Source organism: Sphingomonas qilianensis (assembly GCF_039614825.1).
In the GTDB taxonomy this organism is placed as follows: domain Bacteria; phylum Pseudomonadota; class Alphaproteobacteria; order Sphingomonadales; family Sphingomonadaceae; genus Sphingomonas; species Sphingomonas qilianensis.
Map to the genome: position 1 here is coordinate 312,321 of NZ_JBDIMF010000002.1, position 18,713 is coordinate 331,033.

General features: G+C 65.5%; 18 protein-coding genes and 1 tRNA gene. 7 read left to right on the forward strand and 12 right to left on the reverse strand.

The features are described 5' to 3' along the window. Positions 1-17: 17 nt before the first annotated feature. The 8 genes from ABC969_RS07980 to ABC969_RS08015 all read right to left on the reverse strand — a co-directional run bounded on the left by ABC969_RS07980 (position 18) and on the right by ABC969_RS08015 (position 7,877). The gene (locus ABC969_RS07980; RefSeq protein WP_345864145.1) at positions 18-878 is read right to left on the reverse strand and encodes an SMP-30/gluconolactonase/LRE family protein; all 861 of its coding nucleotides are present in this window, start codon (positions 876-878) and stop codon (positions 18-20) included. Continuing rightward, on the reverse strand, positions 878-1,657 hold the full coding sequence (xylB, locus tag ABC969_RS07985) for a D-xylose 1-dehydrogenase (RefSeq protein WP_345864146.1): 780 nt from the start codon (positions 1,655-1,657) through the stop codon (positions 878-880). Before xylB ends, ABC969_RS07980 begins: the two co-directional genes overlap by 1 nt. 17 nt (positions 1,658-1,674) lie before the next feature. Then, positions 1,675-2,763: a fumarylacetoacetate hydrolase family protein gene (locus tag ABC969_RS07990; protein WP_345864312.1), complete on the reverse strand. Its 1,089-nt coding sequence runs from the start codon at positions 2,761-2,763 to the stop codon at positions 1,675-1,677. A 136-nt stretch (positions 2,764-2,899) separates the two neighbouring features. Then, positions 2,900-3,202 carry a UBP-type zinc finger domain-containing protein gene (locus ABC969_RS07995; RefSeq protein WP_345864147.1) on the reverse strand — a complete coding sequence of 101 codons (303 nt, stop codon included), beginning with the start codon at positions 3,200-3,202 and terminating at the stop codon, positions 2,900-2,902. Further along, positions 3,199-4,839 (reverse strand): FAD-dependent oxidoreductase, encoded by a 1,641-nt coding sequence (locus ABC969_RS08000; protein ID WP_345864148.1) that lies wholly within the window; start codon positions 4,837-4,839, stop codon positions 3,199-3,201. Before ABC969_RS08000 ends, ABC969_RS07995 begins: the two co-directional genes overlap by 4 nt. 160 nt (positions 4,840-4,999) lie before the next feature. After that, positions 5,000-5,173, reverse strand: coding sequence for a hypothetical protein (locus ABC969_RS08005; protein WP_345864149.1), 174 nt, complete (start codon positions 5,171-5,173; stop codon positions 5,000-5,002). Between the two features lie 34 nt (positions 5,174-5,207). Next, on the reverse strand, positions 5,208-6,872 hold the full coding sequence (recN, locus tag ABC969_RS08010) for a DNA repair protein RecN (RefSeq protein ID WP_345864150.1): 1,665 nt from the start codon (positions 6,870-6,872) through the stop codon (positions 5,208-5,210). A gap of 66 nt (positions 6,873-6,938) precedes the next feature. After that, the gene (locus tag ABC969_RS08015) at positions 6,939-7,877 is read right to left on the reverse strand and encodes an outer membrane protein assembly factor BamD (protein ID WP_345864151.1); all 939 of its coding nucleotides are present in this window, start codon (positions 7,875-7,877) and stop codon (positions 6,939-6,941) included. A gap of 136 nt (positions 7,878-8,013) precedes the next feature. On the opposite strand from ABC969_RS08015, the gene ABC969_RS08020 reads away from it, so the two are divergent. Beyond that, positions 8,014-8,838 (forward strand): class I mannose-6-phosphate isomerase, encoded by an 825-nt coding sequence (locus tag ABC969_RS08020; RefSeq protein ID WP_345864152.1) that lies wholly within the window; start codon positions 8,014-8,016, stop codon positions 8,836-8,838. A gap of 109 nt (positions 8,839-8,947) precedes the next feature. Here the strand turns inward: ABC969_RS08020 and ABC969_RS08025 are convergent, their stop codons facing one another. The 4 genes from ABC969_RS08025 to yajC all read right to left on the reverse strand — a co-directional run bounded on the left by ABC969_RS08025 (position 8,948) and on the right by yajC (position 12,361). After that, positions 8,948-9,313: an Mth938-like domain-containing protein gene (locus ABC969_RS08025; RefSeq protein ID WP_345864153.1), complete on the reverse strand. Its 366-nt coding sequence runs from the start codon at positions 9,311-9,313 to the stop codon at positions 8,948-8,950. A gap of 13 nt (positions 9,314-9,326) precedes the next feature. Next, the gene (secF, locus tag ABC969_RS08030) at positions 9,327-10,295 is read right to left on the reverse strand and encodes a protein translocase subunit SecF (RefSeq protein WP_345864154.1); all 969 of its coding nucleotides are present in this window, start codon (positions 10,293-10,295) and stop codon (positions 9,327-9,329) included. A 117-nt stretch (positions 10,296-10,412) separates the two neighbouring features. Then, positions 10,413-12,011: a protein translocase subunit SecD gene (gene secD, locus ABC969_RS08035; protein ID WP_345864155.1), complete on the reverse strand. Its 1,599-nt coding sequence runs from the start codon at positions 12,009-12,011 to the stop codon at positions 10,413-10,415. 8 nt (positions 12,012-12,019) lie between these two features. Continuing rightward, positions 12,020-12,361 (reverse strand): preprotein translocase subunit YajC, encoded by a 342-nt coding sequence (gene yajC / locus ABC969_RS08040; protein ID WP_345864156.1) that lies wholly within the window; start codon positions 12,359-12,361, stop codon positions 12,020-12,022. 158 nt (positions 12,362-12,519) lie between these two features. Here yajC and ABC969_RS08045 point away from each other — a divergent pair. The 6 genes from ABC969_RS08045 (at position 12,520) to ABC969_RS08070 (ending at position 18,701) form a co-directional block, all read left to right on the forward strand. Next, positions 12,520-12,596 (forward strand) — tRNA-Pro (locus ABC969_RS08045). Between the two features lie 420 nt (positions 12,597-13,016). Further along, complete coding sequence (locus ABC969_RS08050; protein ID WP_345864157.1) at positions 13,017-13,916, forward strand: DUF2279 domain-containing protein; 900 nt, start codon at positions 13,017-13,019, stop codon at positions 13,914-13,916. Positions 13,917-14,094: 178 nt separating this feature from the next. Next, positions 14,095-15,018: a KpsF/GutQ family sugar-phosphate isomerase gene (locus tag ABC969_RS08055; RefSeq protein WP_345864158.1), complete on the forward strand. Its 924-nt coding sequence runs from the start codon at positions 14,095-14,097 to the stop codon at positions 15,016-15,018. A gap of 41 nt (positions 15,019-15,059) precedes the next feature. Then, positions 15,060-15,980: a capsular polysaccharide export protein, LipB/KpsS family gene (locus ABC969_RS08060; RefSeq protein WP_345864159.1), complete on the forward strand. Its 921-nt coding sequence runs from the start codon at positions 15,060-15,062 to the stop codon at positions 15,978-15,980. After that, positions 15,977-16,939 carry a hypothetical protein gene (locus ABC969_RS08065; RefSeq protein ID WP_345864160.1) on the forward strand — a complete coding sequence of 321 codons (963 nt, stop codon included), beginning with the start codon at positions 15,977-15,979 and terminating at the stop codon, positions 16,937-16,939. The genes ABC969_RS08060 and ABC969_RS08065 overlap by 4 nt, the downstream gene beginning before the upstream one ends. A 1-nt stretch (position 16,940) precedes the next feature. Further along, entirely contained in the window at positions 16,941-18,701 is a 1,761-nt protein-coding gene (locus ABC969_RS08070; RefSeq protein ID WP_345864161.1) for a glycosyltransferase family 2 protein, read from the forward strand. Positions 18,702-18,713 lie beyond the last annotated feature (12 nt).

The window sequence follows — 18,713 nt, forward strand, 5'->3', positions numbered from 1 at the left end:
GCCTCTATGGGCGGCGTTCAGCTATTGGCGGGGGGGATGGGCAAGCCGGGGATGGAGACCGGGAAAGTGAAGATGTCGCCCGCCAGCGGCTGCGCGGCGAGCGCCTCAGCCGACAGGCCCTGGCGCGCCGTGGTGGCATAAGCGGTGCGGTGGTCCGGGCCGCCCAAGGCGATCTTGGTGACGTTGGAGACCGGGAAACGCACCTCGTCAGTCAACTGGCCGCTGGTATTGTACCGGCGCGCCGCCCAGCCACCGTAGAACGCCACCCACACGCCGCCCTCGGCATCGCAGATCGCGCCGTCGGGATGGCCTTCGTCGCCGGTGAAACGCAGGAACGGGGCAGCGGGGCCGACACTGCCATCGGCGGCGATGGCGTGCACGGTGATGGTCCGCGCGAGCGTATCGACATGATAAAGGTGCGTGCCGCCGGGCGCGATCGCCGGGCCGTTGGTGATCACGGTGGGATGGATCGCCGTGGCGCTGACCGCGCCGGCATCAAGCATGAACACCCGGCCGCTCGGCGCCGCCTCGTCATTGTCCATCGTGCCGAAGAACAAGCGGCCAGCGGGATCGATCGCGGCGTCGTTCAGCCGGTTGGCGGGCAGATGCGCGTCGATCTCCGCGATGCGGTCGAACGCCCCCATCTCGGGCGAGAAACGATGCGGGCCGGATTGCAGCCCGGCGATCAGATCACCCTTGGCGGAGGGCACGACCCAGCCGACGAATTCGGGCGCATCCCACCGATCGAGCGCGCCCGTTTCCGGTACGTGACGATAAATCCGACTGCCCTTGATATCGACGAACCACAATGCCCCATCGATCCAGATCGGACCTTCGCCCAGCTCCGCACCGATCGCCAGCAGATGGCCGGCCTGCATCAGCGCCATCCAGCGTCGACGAAATAATCGTGCGCGGTGCACATGCGGGCATCGTCCGAGGCCAGGAATAAGGCCAGCGCGGCGACGTCGGCGGGCTGGATGCGGCCATCAAGGCATTGCGCGGCGACGATCTCGGCTTCGCCCTCGGGCGTGTACCAGCGCTCCTGGCGCGGCGTCTGGACGTTGCCGGGGACGATCGTGTTCACGCGAATGTTGCTCCGGCCGAGATCGCGGGCCAGCGCGCGGGTCAGCCCCTCGATCGCCGCCTTGCAGGTCTGGTACAATACCAGATCGGGCAAGGCGAGATGCCAGCTGATCGAGCCGAAATTGACGATCGCGCCGCCCCCGGCGCGCTTCATCGCCGGGATCACCGCCTTGGCGGCGAAGAATTGGTGGCGCAGATTGACGTTGAACCGGTCTTCCCAGAACGCCGGCGTGACATCGTCGATCGTGTGACGATCGTCGTTCGCCGCATTGTTGAGCAGCACATCGACGCCGCCCAGCGCCTGTTCCAGATCGGCCATCACCGCGGCGACCTGATCGAGATCGGTGAGATCGCAGCGGCGATAGACCGGCGCATGACGCGCATCGGCCAGCCGCGTGGCCAGCGCGGCGCCGTCGCCATCGGCAATATCGACAAAGCCGACGCGCGCGCCCTGCGCGACGAACGCCTCGACCAGCCCGGCGCCGATGCCCGAGGCGCCGCCGGTGATGATCACGCTCTTGTCTTGCAGGCTGGGGTACAGCGCCCGGCTCTGCGTGGTGGTCTGCTGTAGCATCGCGGTCTCCGAGGGCGTCATTTGAGCAGCCCGCGGGCAGCAAGATTGCGCATCAGCGCGCCAACGCCGAAGCTCCAGGCGGGCGCATCGCGCGAGGTGGTTACGGTATTGATCAGCGTGCCGAGCCGCTCGCTGGCGATCGTCACGACATCGCCGGGCTTGTGCGTAAAGCCGCGGCCGGGCTCGTCGCGATCTTGCGTCGGCGCGAACAAGGTGCCGCAAAACAGCACGAAACCGTCGGGATAATGATGCTCGCTCATCGCCTGGGCGAGCAAATCCTCGGGATCGCGGCTGATCTCGCGCATGTTGCTGGCGCCTTCCAGCACATAATCGTCGGTGCCGTGAATGGTCAGCGCGACATCGGCCTGGCGCACATCATCCATCGAGAAGCCGTCATCGAACAGGCGGATCAACGGGCCGAGCGAGCACGAGGCGTTGTTATCCTTGGCCTTGCCCAGCAGCAGCGCCGAGCGGCCTTCGAAATCGCGCAGATTGACGTCGTTGCCGAGCGTGACGCCCACCGCTTTGCCGTGCGCATCCGCCACCAGCACGATTTCCGGTTCGGGATTGTTCCAGGTCGAATCGGATCGCACGCCGATCGGCGCGTTGAGGCCGACCGTGGACAGTACGGGCGACTTGGTGAAGATCTCGGCATCGGGGCCGATCGCGACTTCAAGATATTGCGACCACAGGCCGTCAGCGATCAGCACATCCTTCAGCGCCGCGGCTTCGTGCGAGCCCGGCACAACGGCGCGGATATTGCCGCCCAGGGCCTCCTCGATGCGGCCGCGGACTTCGACCGCGCGATGATGATCGCCGCGCGCGCGCTCTTCGATCACCCGCTCGAGTGCGGATACGGCGAAGGTAACGCCGGCCGCCTTCACGCATTGCAAATCGATCGGGCTCAGCAGTTGCGCCGTGTCGATCGCATCGAGATCGCCGATGCGCTCACCGCCGTCAAACGCGCGCGCCTCGATCAGCGCCGATACGGTGGGCGCCACGTGCGACACGTCGAACACCACGCCATCGCGGATCATAATCGGCGTCGGCCCGCTCTCGCTCGCAATACGCCCGATGAACCGGCCTGTACGCCAGTCGTGCGGCATCGCCTCGGCGAGCGGCAAATAGTCCTGCGGCACCTTGATCCCCTCCATCTGTGTTAGCGGTATCGTACATGCCGGGCGGTGCCGTCAAGGCATCAGGCGCGCAGCGGCGACGATTGCTCGGCCGGGGGATGCGGGGTCACAAGTAGCGCGGGATCGGGCCGCGTTGCGGAGTCTGATCCGGCAGATCCACTTCGATCTCGTCGACATAGCACCAGCCCCAGCCTTCCGGCGGATCATAGCCTTCGATGATCGGATGCCCGGTGGCGTGGAAATGCGCGGTGGCGTGGCGATGAGGGGAATCGTCGCAACAGCCGACATGCCCGCACCTGCGACACAGCCGCAGATGCACCCAGGCGCTGCCGAGCTCGAGGCATTCCTCGCAGCCCTTGGCGCTTGGCGTCACCTGGTCGATCGTGGCGGTGTGCGGGCAGCGCGTCATGCATCCTCCTTGGCCAACTCGGCGATCTTGGCGTGGATCTGCGCGACCACCGCGGCACCTTCGCCGACCGCGGCGGCGACGCGCTTGGTCGATCCGGCGCGCACATCGCCGATCGCGAACACGCCGGGCACGCTGGTTTCCAGCGACAGCGCGCCCGTGCCCGTGACGATAAAGCCCTTGGCGTCGGTTTCGGCGCAACCATGCAGCCAGGCCGCATTGGGATCGGCGCCGATGAACAGGAACACATGGCGCAATTCGCGGCGCACCAGCGCACCATCGGCATTGTAGCGGAACGTCGCAGCGGTCAGCCCGGTGGTAGCATCGCCCTCCAGCGCGGCGATTTCGGCGCCGACATGGATTTCGACATTGGGCAAAGCGGCGATGCGATCGATCAGATAGCGCGACATCGTCTCGGCAAGATCGCGCCGCACGATCAGATGCAGATGCTTGACCTGCGGCGCGAGGAACACGACCGCCTGGCCCGCCGAATTGCCGCCGCCGACCAGCGCGATCTCTTCGCCGGCGCACAGCCGCGCCTCGATCGGCGAGGCCCAATAGGAAATACCGGCGCCTTCGAACATCGCGAGATTGGCGATATCGGGCCGGCGATACCGCGCGCCCGAGGCGACCACGATGGTCCTGGCGCGCAATTGGCGATCGCCGGCGAGCTCAAGCGTTAACGGCGACGCCTGGCAATCGAGGCAATCGACCTGCAGCGGCACGGCGATTTCCGCGCCGAATTTGAGCGCCTGATTAAACGCGCGCCCGGCCAGCGCCTGGCCCGAAATCCCGGTCGGGAAGCCGAGATAATTCTCGATGCGCGCGGAGGCGCCGGCCTGGCCGCCCATGGCGCGCTCATCGAGCACGATCACCGAAAGGCCTTCGGAGGCCGCATACACGGATGCGGCGAGGCCCGCCGGGCCAGCGCCGACGATGGCCACATCGTACAGCGCGTCCGGATTGATCTCGGGGGTCATGCCGAGGCAGGCGGCGACCTCGACGTCGCTGGGATTTTTGAGCAGATGGCCGTCGGGGCAGACGACCAGCGGCAATTCATCGGGCAGCACGCCGATGCGCTCGATCAGCGCGCGTCCCTCCTCGTCGGTGGCCGCATCGAGCACCAGATTGGGGTATCCGCTGCGGGTGAGAAAGCCCTGTAGCCGCACGATGGCCGGGCTGTTCGGCACGCCGATCAGCAACGTGCCCGCGCCGCCCTGCTCGATCAACCCGACACGGCGCAGGATCAGCGCGCGCATCACGATCTCGCCGACATCGGCCGAGCCGACCATCAATGCGCGCAAATGCGCCGCATCGAACGGCAGCGCCGTGCAGCCCTCGGCGCCCGCGCGGCCCGCGGCGATCGACGGGCGACCGGCGAGCTGATTGACCTCGCCGGTCAGCTGGCCAACGCCATGCGTGGTGATCGGCGCTTCATGGCTGAGGCCATCACGGCGGAACACATCGATCGCGCCCTGCAACACCAGCCAGGCAGGCGCATCTTGTTCGCCGATCGCGTAGATCGTCTCTCCCGCGGCGAACTGCCGCGCGGGGCCGCTGGCGAAGCGCCGTGCGGTGGCAATCTGGCCTGCGTCGAGCAAAGGAAACATCTGGTGCTGGCGCGTGCCGAGGTCGCTCATCGTCAATGCCCCATTCTGGCCGGTGCCCGCTCTGGCCGACGCCGTTCTACAGCGACAATGCAGCGCAGCAAACGCCCGTGTTGACCAGCCCGGCCACGCGCAGTGGTTTGCTGCATTGCGAACGGCGTGGCGAAAATCCACGCCGTGGGAAATGCGCGCCTCAGCCCTTTTTGGGCTTGCTCGGCTTGGGATCCTCGGTGAACATCTTGACCTTGACTGGCAGGTCCTTGCCCTTGGTGCGGCGCGACGGCACCTGAACGGGGTGCTTCTTCTTCCATTCGGCCCAGCTCATCGGGCCATCGGGCGTGTCGATCATCTGGTCGTCGATGGACATGGGGTTCAATTCCTAAAAGGGGTGCGGCGGCGGTTCACGCCGTTTCCAGCAAACGCACGGCCTGCGCGCGCGCCTCATCGGTGACCGTCGCGCCCGAAAGCATGCGGGCGATCTCCTCGCGACGTTCGGCGTCGTCCAGCGCGCGCACGCCGGTGCGCGTGACGGTGCCGTCATGGCTCTTGGCGATCAACAGATGGCGCTCGCCGCGCGCCGCGACCTGCGGGCTGTGCGTTACGACGAGCAATTGCGTGTGCCCGGCCAGCCGCGCGAGTCGCTCGCCGATCGCGCTGGCGACCGCACCGCCGACGCCGCGATCGATCTCGTCGAAAATCATCGTTGCCGCGCCGCCTTCTTCCGCCAGCGCCACCTTCAGCGCGAGGATGAAGCGCGACAGTTCGCCGCCCGAGGCGATCTTGGTCAGCGGTGCGAACGGCGCGCCGGGGTTGGTGGAAATCTCGAATTCGACGCGGTCCTTGCCCGCCGGCCCCCAGGCGTCACGCGGCAAGGGCGCGATGGCGGTGCGGAAACGCGCGGCATCCAGCTTGAGCGGGGCAAGCTCCGCCTTCACGGCGGCATCGAGCCGGGCGGCGGCATCGCGGCGCTGTTGCGTCAGCCGGTCGGCTTCGGTCTCATAGCTTTTGGCGGCGGCGGCCAGCGTGCGTTCCAGCGCGGCAAGCCCGGCGCCACCGCTCTCGATTCGCTCGAGCTTGTCGGACAATTCCTGCGCCAGTGCGGCGAGACCGTCGGGCTGCACGCGATGCTTACGCGCCAGCGCGCGCAGATCGAACAACCGTGTCTCGTCGGATTCGAGCTGTGCGGGATCGAAGGCCAAGGCGGCGGCGGCCTCATCCACCTTCTCCTGCGCCTCGGCGCCCTCGATGATCGCGCGATCGATCGCTTCGAGCGCCTCGCCTAACGCCTCGTGGTCCTGCCCGACCCGCTCCAGGATGCGCGCGGCCTGGCGCAATCTGGCAAGGCCACCATCCGATCCTTCGAGCAAATCGGCGATCGCCTGCAGATCATCGGCGATTTTTTCGCCACGCTGCATGTCGGCGCGGCGCGTGGCGAGCGTTTCCTCCTCGCCTTCCTCCGGGCCGAAGGCGCGCAGTTCCGCCACGGCATGTTCGAGCCATTCCTGATCGCGCGTCTGCGTATCGAGTTCCTCGCGCGCTTCGGCGAGGGCGGTCTCGGCCGTGCGCCAGGCGCGGTGCGCGGCGGTGGCGGGGGCCGGATCGATCCGCGCAAACGTGTCGAGCAACGCGCGGTGGCCGCGGGGGTTGAGCAGGCCGCGATCGTCATGCTGGCCGTGGATTTCGACCAACTGGCTGCCGAGTTCGCGGAGCAGCCCGGCGGAGGCGGGCTGATCATTGACGAAGGCGCGGCTGCCGCCATCGGCCTTGACGATGCGGCGGATGATCAGCGGCTCGCCTGGTTCCATGTCGAGACCGTTTTCGTCGAGCAGCGCGGCGATCGCGCCGCCTTCGCGCGGCGTCTCGAAGCTGGCGGTGACCACTGCCTGTTTGGTGCCGTGCCGGACCAGCGCGCTATCGCCGCGAGCGCCGAGCGCCAGGCCCAGCGCATCGAGCAGGATCGATTTGCCCGCGCCGGTTTCCCCCGTCAGCACGCCAAGGCCGGTTGCGAAATCGAGGTCCAAGGCCTCGATCAGCACGACGTCCCGGATGGCAAGCGCGGTCAACATAGTCGCACGGCCCCTAGCGCATAAACCAGCGTTCCGGAATTGTTCTTTGCGAGGGCATCCAGCGGATCAGCCGCCGTTGGGATTGCCCGGCGTCGGCGCGGCGCGGCCTTCGTCCTTCGGCGCGATCGCGTCGCTGCCGGGCAGCGTGCGCTGGTCGGCCGCGACCGGTGCCGTCGTCGGCACGACCGGCTGGCCGGGCTGGATCGCGGCATAGGCCTTGCCGGGATTGTCGTTGACCAGCTTATACGCCCGCTCATACCAATCGCTGCCGGGATAATTGGCGCCAAGCACGGCGGCGGACTTCTTGGCTTCCTCGGGCACGCCGAGCGCGAGATAGGTTTCGGTCAGGCGCATCAGCGCTTCGGGGGCGTGCGTGGTGGTCTGGAAATCGTCGACCACGCGGCGGAAGCGCATCGTCGCGGCGAGCCACTGGCCGCGCGTTTCATACCAGCGGCCGATTTCCATTTCCTTGCCGGCGAGATGATCGCGGACCAGATCGATCTTGAGCCGCGCATCCGAGGCATAACGCGTGTTGGGATAACGGCGGACCAGCTCGCCGAGCGCATCGAGCGCCTGTTGCGTGATCTTCTGATCGCGCGTCACATCGCTGATCTGTTCGTAATAGCCCAAGGAAATCAGATAATAGGCATAAGGCGCGTCGCGGTTACCGGGATGGACCGACAGGAAACGCTGCGCCGACTGGATCGAGCTGGTATAGTCCCGGCCGAGATAATTGCTGAACGCGCTCATCAGCTGCGCGCGGCGCGCCCAGATCGAATAAGGATGCTGGCGCTCGACTTCGTCGAACAAGGCCGCGGCTTCCTTGTAGCGCTGCTGATCGAGCCGCCCCTTAGCGGCCGAATAGAGCGTGCCGACATCGCGCGCGACGTAGGGCACGTCGTTCTTGGCGGTGTCACGGGCACAGCCGGCGGTGGTTGCGGCAAGCGCGACGATGATCGCCAGCGACAGCGGGCGGGAAAAGCGGCGGGACTGGGGGGTGCGCATGCGGGTTCCATAACGCAGGGAAGCCCGCGCTCACAATGTTTTTCGCGCGGAGGGCCGGCGGGGCTGTGCGGCGGAGCCTGGCGGGATATGGTGCGTTGCACGCGTGCACTAACGATACGCCGAGGAGCGCCCCACAATGACCGCCACCCTGCTCACCACGCGACGTGTCGAAAAGCCGTGGGGCCGCCATCAATTGTGGCCGGGCTTTGCCGATGCGGCGCCGGGCGCCGAAAAGATCGGCGAAGTGTGGTTCCAGACGCCCGATGCGGGCAAGCCCGATCTGCTGATCAAATATCTGTTCACCTCGGAAAAGCTCTCGGTGCAGGTTCATCCCAATGATGAACAGGCGCATGCGCGCGGCCTGCCGCGCGGCAAGGATGAATGCTGGGTCGTGCTGGCGGCAGAGCCGGGCGCGACGATCGCGATCGGCACGCTCGAGCCGCTGAGCAAGGAGACGCTGCGCGCCGCCGCGCTGGACGGCTCGATCGAGCACATGCTCGACTGGAAGCCGGTCAAGGCGGGCGATTTCTATTATGCCAAGAGCAACACGGTTCACGCCATCGGCGGCGGCGTGACGGTGATCGAGGTGCAGCAGAATTCGGACACGACGTACCGACTGTACGATTATGGCAGCGACCGCGAACTGCATCTCGATGACGGCGTCGATGTCTCGGAACCCGTACCCTATGTGGCCCCCGCCGCGCCGGGGCGCGTGGCGGACGACCGTGTGATCCTGGTCGAAGGGCCGAAATTCGTGCTTGAGCGCTGGCCGGCGGGCAGTCGCGTGGTGACGCTGCCCGAGGGCGTGCCGGGCTGGTTCGTGCCGATCACCGGTGCAGGCACGGCGGACGGGGTGGCGTGGAAGGCAGGTGAATGCCTGCAGTTTACCGGCACGACACATGTCAGCGCCGAAACGGGGAGCGATGTGTTGCTCGCCTATCCGGGCGATACGCGGATCTGACATGCTCCGATCTGTCGTCCCGGACTGAACCCGGACGACGGATCGCCCCCGCAAGTCGCTCCACCCCCGGTGGTAATTGGCCAACCCCGGCGGCGTTGGCCCGTTTGCCTTAGCTAAGCGGGTATAAGGCCGCGGCGATCCAGCGGCCTTCGCCGCGCAACACGGCCCAGGCGCGCGCCGCCGCGCGGCTGTCCATCGCCTCGACGCCGAAACCCATCGCCTCGATCGCGCGGATCAGTTTCGGCGCGGGGCGGACCAGTGCGGGGCCGGTACCGATGAGGATGAATTCCGGCGGCGGATCGAGCGCCAGGATCGGCGCGAGATCGGCGTCGGTAAGTTCGGCGAGCGGCGGCGGCGCCCAGCCATCGGCGCGCTGCGGGGTGATCAGCAGCGCGTTATAGACACCATCATCGACCTTGAATCCGCCGGCGGAGAAGCCGGCGATGATCGGGCCATCGGTCTTTGGCTTATCCATGCGCACCTGCGGATCAGCCCTTGGGGCCGACCCGCTCGGCGCCGCTTTGCCCGCGTGCGGGCTTGTCCGGCGCATCAGGATTGGCGCGCAGACCGAGCGTTATGAGCAGCGAGGACGAGACATAGATCGACGAATAGGTGCCGACGAAGATGCCGAGGATCATCGCCGCGGTGAACCCGCGCAGCACATGCCCGCCGATGAACAGCAACGCGAACAGCGCCAGCAGGATGGTCAGCGAGGTCATCACCGTGCGCGGCAGTGTTTCGTTGACCGACAGATCGACGATCCCGGGCATGTCCATCTTGCGATAGCGGCGCATGTTTTCGCGGATGCGATCATCGATGACGATCTTGTCGTTGATCGAATAGCCGATGATGGTCAGCACCGCCGCGACGATGTTGAGATCGAATTCGAACTGCGTCAGCGCAAAGAAACCGAGCGTCATGAGCAGATCGTGGACGATGGCGACGACGGTGGAGACGCCGAACTGCCACTCGAACCGCACCACGGCGAACAGGCCGATGCCGAGCACGGCGAGCACCACGGCGAGGATGCCGTTGCGGATCAGCTCGTCCGACACCTTGCCCGACACGGTCGAGTAACGCGAGAAGGTCGCGCCCGGGAAGGCCTGTCCGACCGCTGCCTCAACCTTGCGCACCACCGCGTTGGTGGCGCCTTCATCGGCGCTTTCCACCACCGGCAGGCGGATCGTCATCGTCGTGCCGTCACCGAACGGCTGCAACTGAGCCTCGCCGACGCCCAGGCGATCGATCGTCTGGCGCAACTGATCGACATTGGGGGCGGTGGTGAACTTTTCCTCGATCATCAGGCCGCCGACGAAATCGACGCCGAAATTGAGGCCCTTGGCCCAGACCAGCCCGATCGAAGCGAGGCTCAGCGCCAGCGTCAGCGCGAACGCCCATTTGCGCAGCGAAACGAACGGGAGGTTGGTATTGTCGGGGACGATTTTGAGCAGGCGCATCTTAAATTCCCGTCACCCCAGCGAAAGCTGGGATATCGTGGAGGCGGGCATCAGCCGCGCCCCGGGGAGACCCCAGCATGCGCTGGGGTGACGACGTGGAGATGGGTGAGCGGCGGATCATATATTGATATCCGTCGGGCGGTTCTTACGCAGCCACAACGCGATCATCATGCGGGTGAACACGACGGCGGTGAACACCGAGGTGGCGATGCCGATCAACAACACAACGGCGAAGCCCTTGACCGGCCCTGAGCCCAGAACGAGCATGATCACGCCCGAAATGGCGTGCGTCACGTTGGCCTCGAAGATCGTCCGGCTCGCTTCCTTATACCCGAGCTCCACGGCCTGAACGACGTTGCGCCCACGCCGACGTTCCTCGCGAATACGCTCGTTGATCAGCACGTTGGCATCGACCGCAGTGCCGATCGTCAGCACGAAGCCAGCTATGCCGGGCAAGGTCAGCGTGCCGTTGAGCAGCGCCAGCACACCGACGATGACGATCACGTTGATGACGACGGCGAGGTTCGCGTAAAAACCGAAGCGGCCATAGGTCAGGAACATGAAGATGATGACCGCGGTGACCGCGATGATCGAGGCGAGGATGCCCGCCCGGATCGAATCCGCACCAAGATCCGGCCCGACGGTCGATTCCTCGATCACCTTAAGCGGCACGGGCAATTTGCCCGAGCGCAGCGCGATCGCCAGCTGGTTGGCCGAATCGACCGTGAAGCTGCCCGAAATGCTCGCCGTGCCGCCGAGGATCGCCTCATTGATGTTGGGCGCGGAGATCACCTTGTTGTCGAGGATGATGGCGAACGGCTTGCCGACATTTTCCTGAGTCACGCGGGCGAAGCGACGCCCGCCTTCGCTGTTGAAGGTGATGATCACCTGCGGCTCATTGCCTTCGGGCGAGAAGCCCTGGCGCGCATCGGTCAGCTGATCGCCGCTGATGATCGCCGACCGCTTGACCGCGATGGGCGCGCCGCCCTCCTGATATTGCAGCACCTGGCTGCCGATCGGCGCCTGCCCCTTGGCCAGCGCGGCGGGATCGGTCGCGGTCGTATCGACCAGCTTGAATTCGAGCTTGGCGGTCTTGCCGAGCAGATCCTTCAGCGCCTGCGGGTTCTGCAGCCCCGGCACCTGCACGACGATGCGCGTATCGCCCTGGCGGACAATGGTCGGCTCGCGCGTGCCGAGCTGATCGATGCGTGTGCGCACCACCTCGGTGGCGTCGTCCACCGCGGTCTTGATCGCGGCTTTCAGCCCCGCCTCGCTCTGCGTCATGACGAAGCGCGAACCGTCGACGACCTGCAGATCCCATTCGCGCTGGCCGGTCATGCCGACACCGCTGCCGGCGATCTCGAGCAGTTTCTCCCGCGCCGCATCCACCTGGCTGGAATCGCGCAGCATGAAGCTCAATTTGCCGTCGCGCACCGAGACGTCACCGGTCTCGATGCGGGGCGAGCCGCGGCGCAGCTCGGTGACGACACGGTCGCGCATGGCGTCGAGCCGGGTCGCGGCGACATCCTTGGTATCGGCCTCGAGCAGCAGATAGGAACCGCCGGCGAGATCGAGCCCGAGATTGATCCGCGGGTGGGGGAAGCGGCCCCATTTATTGGTGGTGGATTCGGGCAGGAAGCTCGGCACCGCCAGCAGCATCAGCGCCGCCAGGAAACCGAGGATCGACAACACTTTCCAGCGCGGGAAATCGAGCATCGTGCGGGTCAGTCGTTCGCGGGCTTGGCCGTGCCGGTGCCGGTCACGTCGGTGAGCGTCGCCTTCACGACGCGGACACGCGTATTGGGCGCAATCTCGATCTCGACGATCGTGTCCTCGACCTTGGTCACCTTGCCCAGGATGCCGCCCGCCGTAACGACCGAATCACCCTTCTTCACCGCATTCACCGCGGCCTGCATTGCCTTCATGCGGCGTTGCTGTGGGCGGATCATCAGGAAGTAGAACACCACGAAGACGAGCAGCAACGGCGCGATGCTGGCAAACATGCCAAGCGGGCCGGCGCTTGCGGCGGCGCCTGTGGTCTGGGCGAAAGCTTGAGGAATCAACATGCGGCTACCTGAATGGAGGCGCGGGACATACCCCACGCTGCAAGCGCCGCGCGCTATCAGGAACGCGGCAGGGGCGCAACAAACGGATCACGGCGGGCCGCGCCGCGATCGCGGCGCTTGCATCCTGCGCCGAGGGGGCATACACGCCCGCCCTCGGTCGGGGCGTAGCGCAGCCTGGTAGCGCATCACACTGGGGGTGTGGGGGTCGCAGGTTCGAATCCTGTCGCCCCGACCAAGAATTCCACACCTCAAGTAATGGCGCTTCACACGGTGCCGCGGTGTGGAGCACGGAGCAATGTCATCCTTATGGTCGCCGCGGGCCCGGCATTTGCCGCGGGTCACGCAGCGCAGGATTACCGGTCAGCCTAATACTGTTGCCGAAAGAACTCGGTCGGCGATTCGCGAAAGGCCTTGAACAATAAGGGCTTTCGCGATCCAATAATGCGCGATAGGCGCACGGCTTCGTGCAAGTATCTTGAGGACTGTGATGCGCAACGAGGCAAGGGCGAAGAATGCCACGTTGCGGATAAACCTGTCTCGTCAAGCCGCCGTCATGATGTTGCTGGCGGGTTGCTTGCCCGTTGCGGAGGCTAAAGCCCAGGCGCTCGCGGCTGACTTGCCGGTTGCCCCGCCGGAGCTCGAGCCCGGTTCGGTCATGCCGATCAGCTATGATGTGCAAGCGACGGCGCCTACCGCGGCGCCAACGGATCATGAGCCGGTCGACGCCACGATGCCGCCGGCGACGGGCCGAGCGGATCTCGGCGCGGGCGAGGCGGTCGGACCCGATCCCGATCGCTACGACAGTTTTGGCGCACGTGTCGGCGCGGTAAAATGGGAATTTGCCGGCATGCTGGCGTTATTTTCCGTCGTTCATGTCGGCACCACGCTGCGTGATCCGCAGCCGCTGCGTTTTCAGGATGAGGGTTGGTTCGGCCGCGACACCAACAATCTTGGCCTCGACAAGCTGGCCCACGCCTACAACACCTACATCTTTTCCGACCTGCTTTATCATCGCATGGCGCGCAAAGCGGGCGGCGGTCTGCCGACGGCGCTGGCTTCGGTCGCGCTTGCCGCGGGCATGCAATCGCTGGGCGAAGTAACCGACGGATTTCATACCGGCAGCGGCTTTTCGGTCAACGATCTGGCCTTCAATCTGGCCGGGGGCGGATTTTCCGTGCTGCGCAACAGCGTGCCGGGGTTGAAGGAAAAACTCGATTTTCGGCTGTCGGTCATCCCCAACCGTGATTTCTATACGTTCAAGGGCAAAGAGCATTATCGGCAGCAGCGCTATCTGTTTGCCGTGAAGCTTGCTGGCTTTGATGGCGTGGCGCGCAGCCCGCTGCGGTTTGCCGAGGTGCACCTGGGCTATTACGGCACGGGCTTTACGCAACGCGAGCGGGCCGCGGGCCGGACCCCAGCGCGCAAGATCTTTGTCGGTGTCGGCGTCAATTTCGGTGAATTGCTGTTCAAGCGCAGCCGCTCCACCGCGGGCCGCGCCGCGCGTTCGGTCACACAATATTTCCAGCTGCCGTATACGACCTTGCGGGTGAAGTAGTCGCTGGCGGGCCGTCGCCCGGTTCGGCCGTCGGGCGGCGTATCGACAGAAGCGGCTTAGTATCTTAGGGAATTTCCGACATGCTGATGTCCAAAATCGAGTTTGTGGTATCATGAAGATCCAAACAGCTTTCCCGAAGGCGCCCCCGGCCCAAAGCTGGCGAGCCGAAGGGGCGGCGGTGATCCGGTGCGAGGCGGCGGCCTTGACGCTGCTCGCCGACCAACTTGACGGTGCGTTCGATCTGGCCGTCCAACATATCTTGACGACATCGGGGCGCGTGATCGTGTCCGGCATGGGCAAAGCTGGCCATGTCGGGCGCAAGATCGCCGCGACCTTGTCGGCCACCGGGTCGCCGGCCTTTTTCATTCATCCCAGCGAAGCCGCCCATGGCGATCTCGGGATGCTGAAGAACAACGACACGGTCTTGGCCCTTTCGAATTCGGGTTCGACCCCGGAAGTATTGCTCGTCGTCCGGCATATGCTGGCGGCGGGGGTGCCGGTGATCGCCATTACCGGCAATGGCGCATCGCCGCTGGCGAAGATCGCCGACGTCGCCTTGGTGTTGCCCGCGGTGGCCGAGGCTTGCCCGGAGGGCATTGCGCCGACGACGTCGAGCACGATGAAGCTTGCGCTGGGCGATGCATTGGCGATCGCGACGATGCGCGCGCGTGGCTTTTCGCGCGCGGAATTGGCGCGCCTGCATCCCGGCGGATCGATCGGCTGGCGCACGCAGCCGGTCGCGCGGCTGATCCGGCATGATTTCCCCTTGCCACTCGCCACATGCGGTACCTCGCTGCATGACGTGATTCTGAAGATGACCGAGGCGGGCAAGGGCGTCGCGGGCATCGTCGACGATGCCGGGCTGTTGCTCGGGGTGATCACGGACGGCGATCTGCGCCGCGGCTTCGCCTCGATCCTGTCGAGTTCGGCGGACCAGGTGATGACGCGCAATCCCAAGACGGTGACCACCAACACGACGATCGGCGACGCGGCGGCGCTGATGGCGGAGGCGCGGATCAACGTGGTGTTCGTCACCGATCCGAAGGTTGAGGGGCGGCCGGTAGGGGTGATCCATCTCCACGATCTGGCGATGATCGGCTGAGCCGCCTCGACGCGATCGTCGGGCGGCTCTAACGCGCGTTCATGGTGTTTGCCGTCAACCCAACCATCAGGGCCATCCCCCAACTCGATGCTTTTCTCGCCGAGCATCCGGACGCGATCGTCGGCTGGGGCCGCAAACGATCGGGTACGTTGGCGTGGCTGCTGGCGCGCGTGCTGAGGCGGCCATGGGTGCTGCTGGAAGACGGCTTTCTGCGTTCGGTCGATCGTCGCGGCGCGCCTGTTTCGCTGATCGTCGATGACGTTGGCGTCTATTACGATGCCGCGGGGCCGTCACGCATCGAGCAGCGGATCGCGCAGGGCGTGACCGCAGCGCAGGCGGCGCGCGCGACGGCGCTGATGCAGCGCTGGCGGGCCGCGGGCGTGTCCAAATATAATCATGCGCGCGATTTTGCGGGCGATCTGCCCGCGCGTTACGTGCTCGTCGTCGACCAGACCGCGGGCGACCTCTCGCTGCGCAAGGGGCAGGCCGATGGCGATAGCTTCTCCGCCATGCTCAGCGCCGCGCTGGCCGAAAATCCCGCCTGCACGGTGATCGTAAAGGTGCATCCCGACCGCTTCACCCATGCCAAACAGGGCAATTTCACCGCCGCGCAGCTGGCGCAGCCGCGCGTGCGCGTGATCGCCGACGCGTGCCATGCCGTGCGCCTGCTGGCTAAGGCGGACGCCGTGTATACCGTTACCTCGCTGATGGGTTTCGAGGCGCTGTTGTGGGGAAAGCGGGTGCGCTGCTTTGGCATGCCCTTCTATGCCGGCTGGTCGCTGACCGAGGATGCCTTGCCCGCCCCGCCGCGGCGCGGGCCGGCGAGCCTGGACAGCCTGGTGTACGCCGCGCTGATCGACGGGCCACGTTATGTCGACCCCACCACCGGCAACGTCTGGACCGCGGAACAGGCGATCGACCACGTTGCCGCCGGGCGCGCCGCCATGCTGGCTGCGCAATGAGCCGGCTGCCCACGACTGATCTGTATTTTTACAATGCCTGTGCGCACCGTATCCAGCGTTGGTGGCGCGCGGGGCCGATCCATGCGCTCGGCGCGAACAGTTTCCAGTGCGGCGACGCCTTCATCTTGATCCGTCGCGATACCGACGAGTTGATGGCCCGGGCGTTGCGCTGGCCCGGTCGACTGATCTATCTGATCGACGACGACGTCGCCGGGGCGGCGGCCAGCGCCGATTTGCCCGATGATTACCGCCGGCGGCTGGCCGCGTTCGATCGGGATTATCATCGGCCGATGGTGGCGCGTGCTGATCACCTGCTCGTGGCGTCGGCGGCGTTGCGCGCGGTTTTTGCCGGCCATCCGGCGATCACGGAAATCGACCCCTTCTGGTCGTTGCCGCTCGCCGATACCGTGCATTTTCTGGCGCCAGGGGTGATCGAGCTCGCGCATCTTGGCAGCGGCAGCCACGCAGGCGGCCTGGCCCTGCTCCAGCCGGTGTTGCTGCGCCTGCTCGACAGCGGGCGCGATCTGCGTTTCACCTTCATTGCCAAGGCGGGCGTCCATCCCGCGCTTGATGCGCATCCGCGCGCGCAGCGGATCGCGCCACGCAGCTGGCCGCGCTACCGCCACTGGCTGCGCCGGCAACGCTTTCATATGGGCCTTTATCCGCTGGCCGACACGCCGTTCGACCGGGCACGATCGGCCAACAAGCTGATCGAACATGGCATTGTCGGCGCGGTCGGCGTCTATCCCGCAAATTGGTTGCCGGCGCAGCGGATCGGCGATGGGGCGATCCTCGCCCCGGACTCGCCCGCCGATTGGTTCGACACGCTGGCGACGAGGATCGACCATCCACAGTTGCTGGTAGAGCCCGCTTTAGTTGCGGGAGATCAATTGCCCGCAATTAACAATCTCGCTATGCAGCGCGCCACCTGGAGCACTTTGCTCAACATTGCGATGTGACATGAAATTCCTGCCTGTTTTCGTTCAGACGCTGATGCGCCGTCCGCATCGAGCGCTGGGCGCGCTCTTTTGGTATGCCACTGGTCGTCGCGTCCGTGCGCGCAACCGGCTGCGCATGGTGGCAGCACAATTGCCGCATGCTTATCAGATGTGGATCGATACGATCGAACGCCGACATGAGGCGGTGGCCGACGCCAAAACCGCGGCGGAACGATGGCTCCGCAGGCCGACCTTCACGATCGTGATCTCGGTATCGACCGCCGACGAGCATGCGGCGGTGTTGGCTTCGCTGCGCTCGGTGCAGGCGCAATGCCTGCCTGATTGGGCCGCGATCATCGTCCTGGCAGAGGGCGATCGGCGTTCTTTCCCGACGAGCGATGCGCGGATCTCCGTGGCAGAAGCGCGCGCGCAAGACGCGGCGCAGGCCTTGGACATGGCAATCGCATTGGCGCGAAACGACTATATCGTGCCCCTGGCGCCGGGCGCGCTACTATCGCCGATCGCCTTGTATCGATACGCCGAGGCCATTCTGGCGGGCGACAAACCGGCCATCCTGTTCGGCGATCATGACGAGATCGAGCACCGCCGCCGCAAACGCCCGTGGTTCAAGCCGCAATGGAATGCGGAGATGTTTCTCGCGCAGGATTATGTTTCGCCGGCCTGCGCGGTGCACACCGCCGATGCACGCGCCGCCGGGCCGATCGCGTCCGATCTAGCCGACGCTGCGCTGTTCGCGCTCCTGCTTCGGGTGAGCGGCGCGGCATCGGCGCGGATTGTGCACGTGCCGTTTGTGCAAGTGCATTTAGCGCAGGTACTACCGGATAATCAGGCCGCCCGTGTCCGGGCCGCGGCGCGGCATCTGGTCGATGCCAGGGCAATTGTCAGTGCTGGGCCGCACCGATCGGTTCGCGTCCAGTGGCCGTTGCCCGATCCGGCACCGCTGGTGAGTATCATCGTGCCGACGCGCGACAAGGAAAAGCTGCTGCGTGCCTGCGTCTCGGGCGTTTTATCGGGTACGCGCTACCGCAATTTCGAATTGCTCGTCGTCGATAACGGCAGCGTCGAGCCGGACAGTTTGCGCTATCTGGATACGATCCAAGAACATCCGCAAGTACGCGTGATCCCGTATGATCTGCCGTACAATTATTCGGCGATCAACAATTTCGCCGTTGCCCAAGCGCAAGGTGATTATCTGTGTCTGCTCAACAACGATACTGAAGTGCTCGACGAGGACTGGTTGACTGAGCTTATGCGCCAGGCAGTGCGACCGCATGTCGGCGCGGTGGGTGCCAAGCTGCTGTACGATGATGGTTCGATCCAGCATGCTGGTGTGATCGTTGGGATGGGCGAGGCCGCTGGCCATGCGCATCGCTTTCTGCGGCAAGACGATCCCGGCTATTTCCGTCAGGCGCATGTGCCGCAATATGCCAGTGCTGTCACCGCCGCTTGCCTCGTGGTCGCGCGGGATAAGTTCCTGGCCGTCGGTGGGCTTGATGAAGAGCGACTGCAAATTGCGTTTAACGACGTCGATCTTTGCCTGAAATTGGATCGCGAGGGCTGGCGCAACGTCTATGCGCCGGCCGCAGTGATGATCCATCACGAATCGAAATCGCGTGGCAAGGATCACTCGCCGGCCCATATCGATCGTTACATGCGTGAATTGGGCGTGTTGCAGCAACGCTGGGGCACGAAGACGCATGCCGACCCGTCGCACCACCCCAATCTCGAACGATCGAGCGAAACCTTCGTGATCCGGTTATAAGGAGCGTATATG

What these genes read in the sequence shown, in the direction of transcription:
- xylB (WP_345864146.1), bottom strand. Translation starts at nt 1,657, where the DNA reads ATGCTACAGCAGACCACCACGCAGAGCCGGGCGCTGTACCCCAGCCTG.
- ABC969_RS08065 (WP_345864160.1), top strand. Translation starts at nt 15,977, where the DNA reads ATGAGCCGGCTGCCCACGACTGATCTGTATTTTTACAATGCCTGTGCG.
- ABC969_RS08070 (WP_345864161.1), top strand. Translation starts at nt 16,941, where the DNA reads ATGAAATTCCTGCCTGTTTTCGTTCAGACGCTGATGCGCCGTCCGCAT.
- ABC969_RS08000 (WP_345864148.1), bottom strand. Translation starts at nt 4,839, where the DNA reads ATGAGCGACCTCGGCACGCGCCAGCACCAGATGTTTCCTTTGCTCGAC.
- ABC969_RS08005 (WP_345864149.1), bottom strand. Translation starts at nt 5,173, where the DNA reads ATGTCCATCGACGACCAGATGATCGACACGCCCGATGGCCCGATGAGC.
- ABC969_RS08060 (WP_345864159.1), top strand. Translation starts at nt 15,060, where the DNA reads ATGGTGTTTGCCGTCAACCCAACCATCAGGGCCATCCCCCAACTCGAT.
- recN (WP_345864150.1), bottom strand. Translation starts at nt 6,872, where the DNA reads ATGTTGACCGCGCTTGCCATCCGGGACGTCGTGCTGATCGAGGCCTTG.
- ABC969_RS07995 (WP_345864147.1), bottom strand. Translation starts at nt 3,202, where the DNA reads ATGACGCGCTGCCCGCACACCGCCACGATCGACCAGGTGACGCCAAGC.
- yajC (WP_345864156.1), bottom strand. Translation starts at nt 12,361, where the DNA reads ATGTTGATTCCTCAAGCTTTCGCCCAGACCACAGGCGCCGCCGCAAGC.
- ABC969_RS08015 (WP_345864151.1), bottom strand. Translation starts at nt 7,877, where the DNA reads ATGCGCACCCCCCAGTCCCGCCGCTTTTCCCGCCCGCTGTCGCTGGCG.
- ABC969_RS08020 (WP_345864152.1), top strand. Translation starts at nt 8,014, where the DNA reads ATGACCGCCACCCTGCTCACCACGCGACGTGTCGAAAAGCCGTGGGGC.
- ABC969_RS07990 (WP_345864312.1), bottom strand. Translation starts at nt 2,763, where the DNA reads ATGCCGCACGACTGGCGTACAGGCCGGTTCATCGGGCGTATTGCGAGC.
- ABC969_RS08050 (WP_345864157.1), top strand. Translation starts at nt 13,017, where the DNA reads ATGCCGATCAGCTATGATGTGCAAGCGACGGCGCCTACCGCGGCGCCA.
- ABC969_RS08025 (WP_345864153.1), bottom strand. Translation starts at nt 9,313, where the DNA reads ATGGATAAGCCAAAGACCGATGGCCCGATCATCGCCGGCTTCTCCGCC.
- secF (WP_345864154.1), bottom strand. Translation starts at nt 10,295, where the DNA reads ATGCGCCTGCTCAAAATCGTCCCCGACAATACCAACCTCCCGTTCGTT.
- secD (WP_345864155.1), bottom strand. Translation starts at nt 12,011, where the DNA reads ATGCTCGATTTCCCGCGCTGGAAAGTGTTGTCGATCCTCGGTTTCCTG.
- ABC969_RS07980 (WP_345864145.1), bottom strand. Translation starts at nt 878, where the DNA reads ATGCAGGCCGGCCATCTGCTGGCGATCGGTGCGGAGCTGGGCGAAGGT.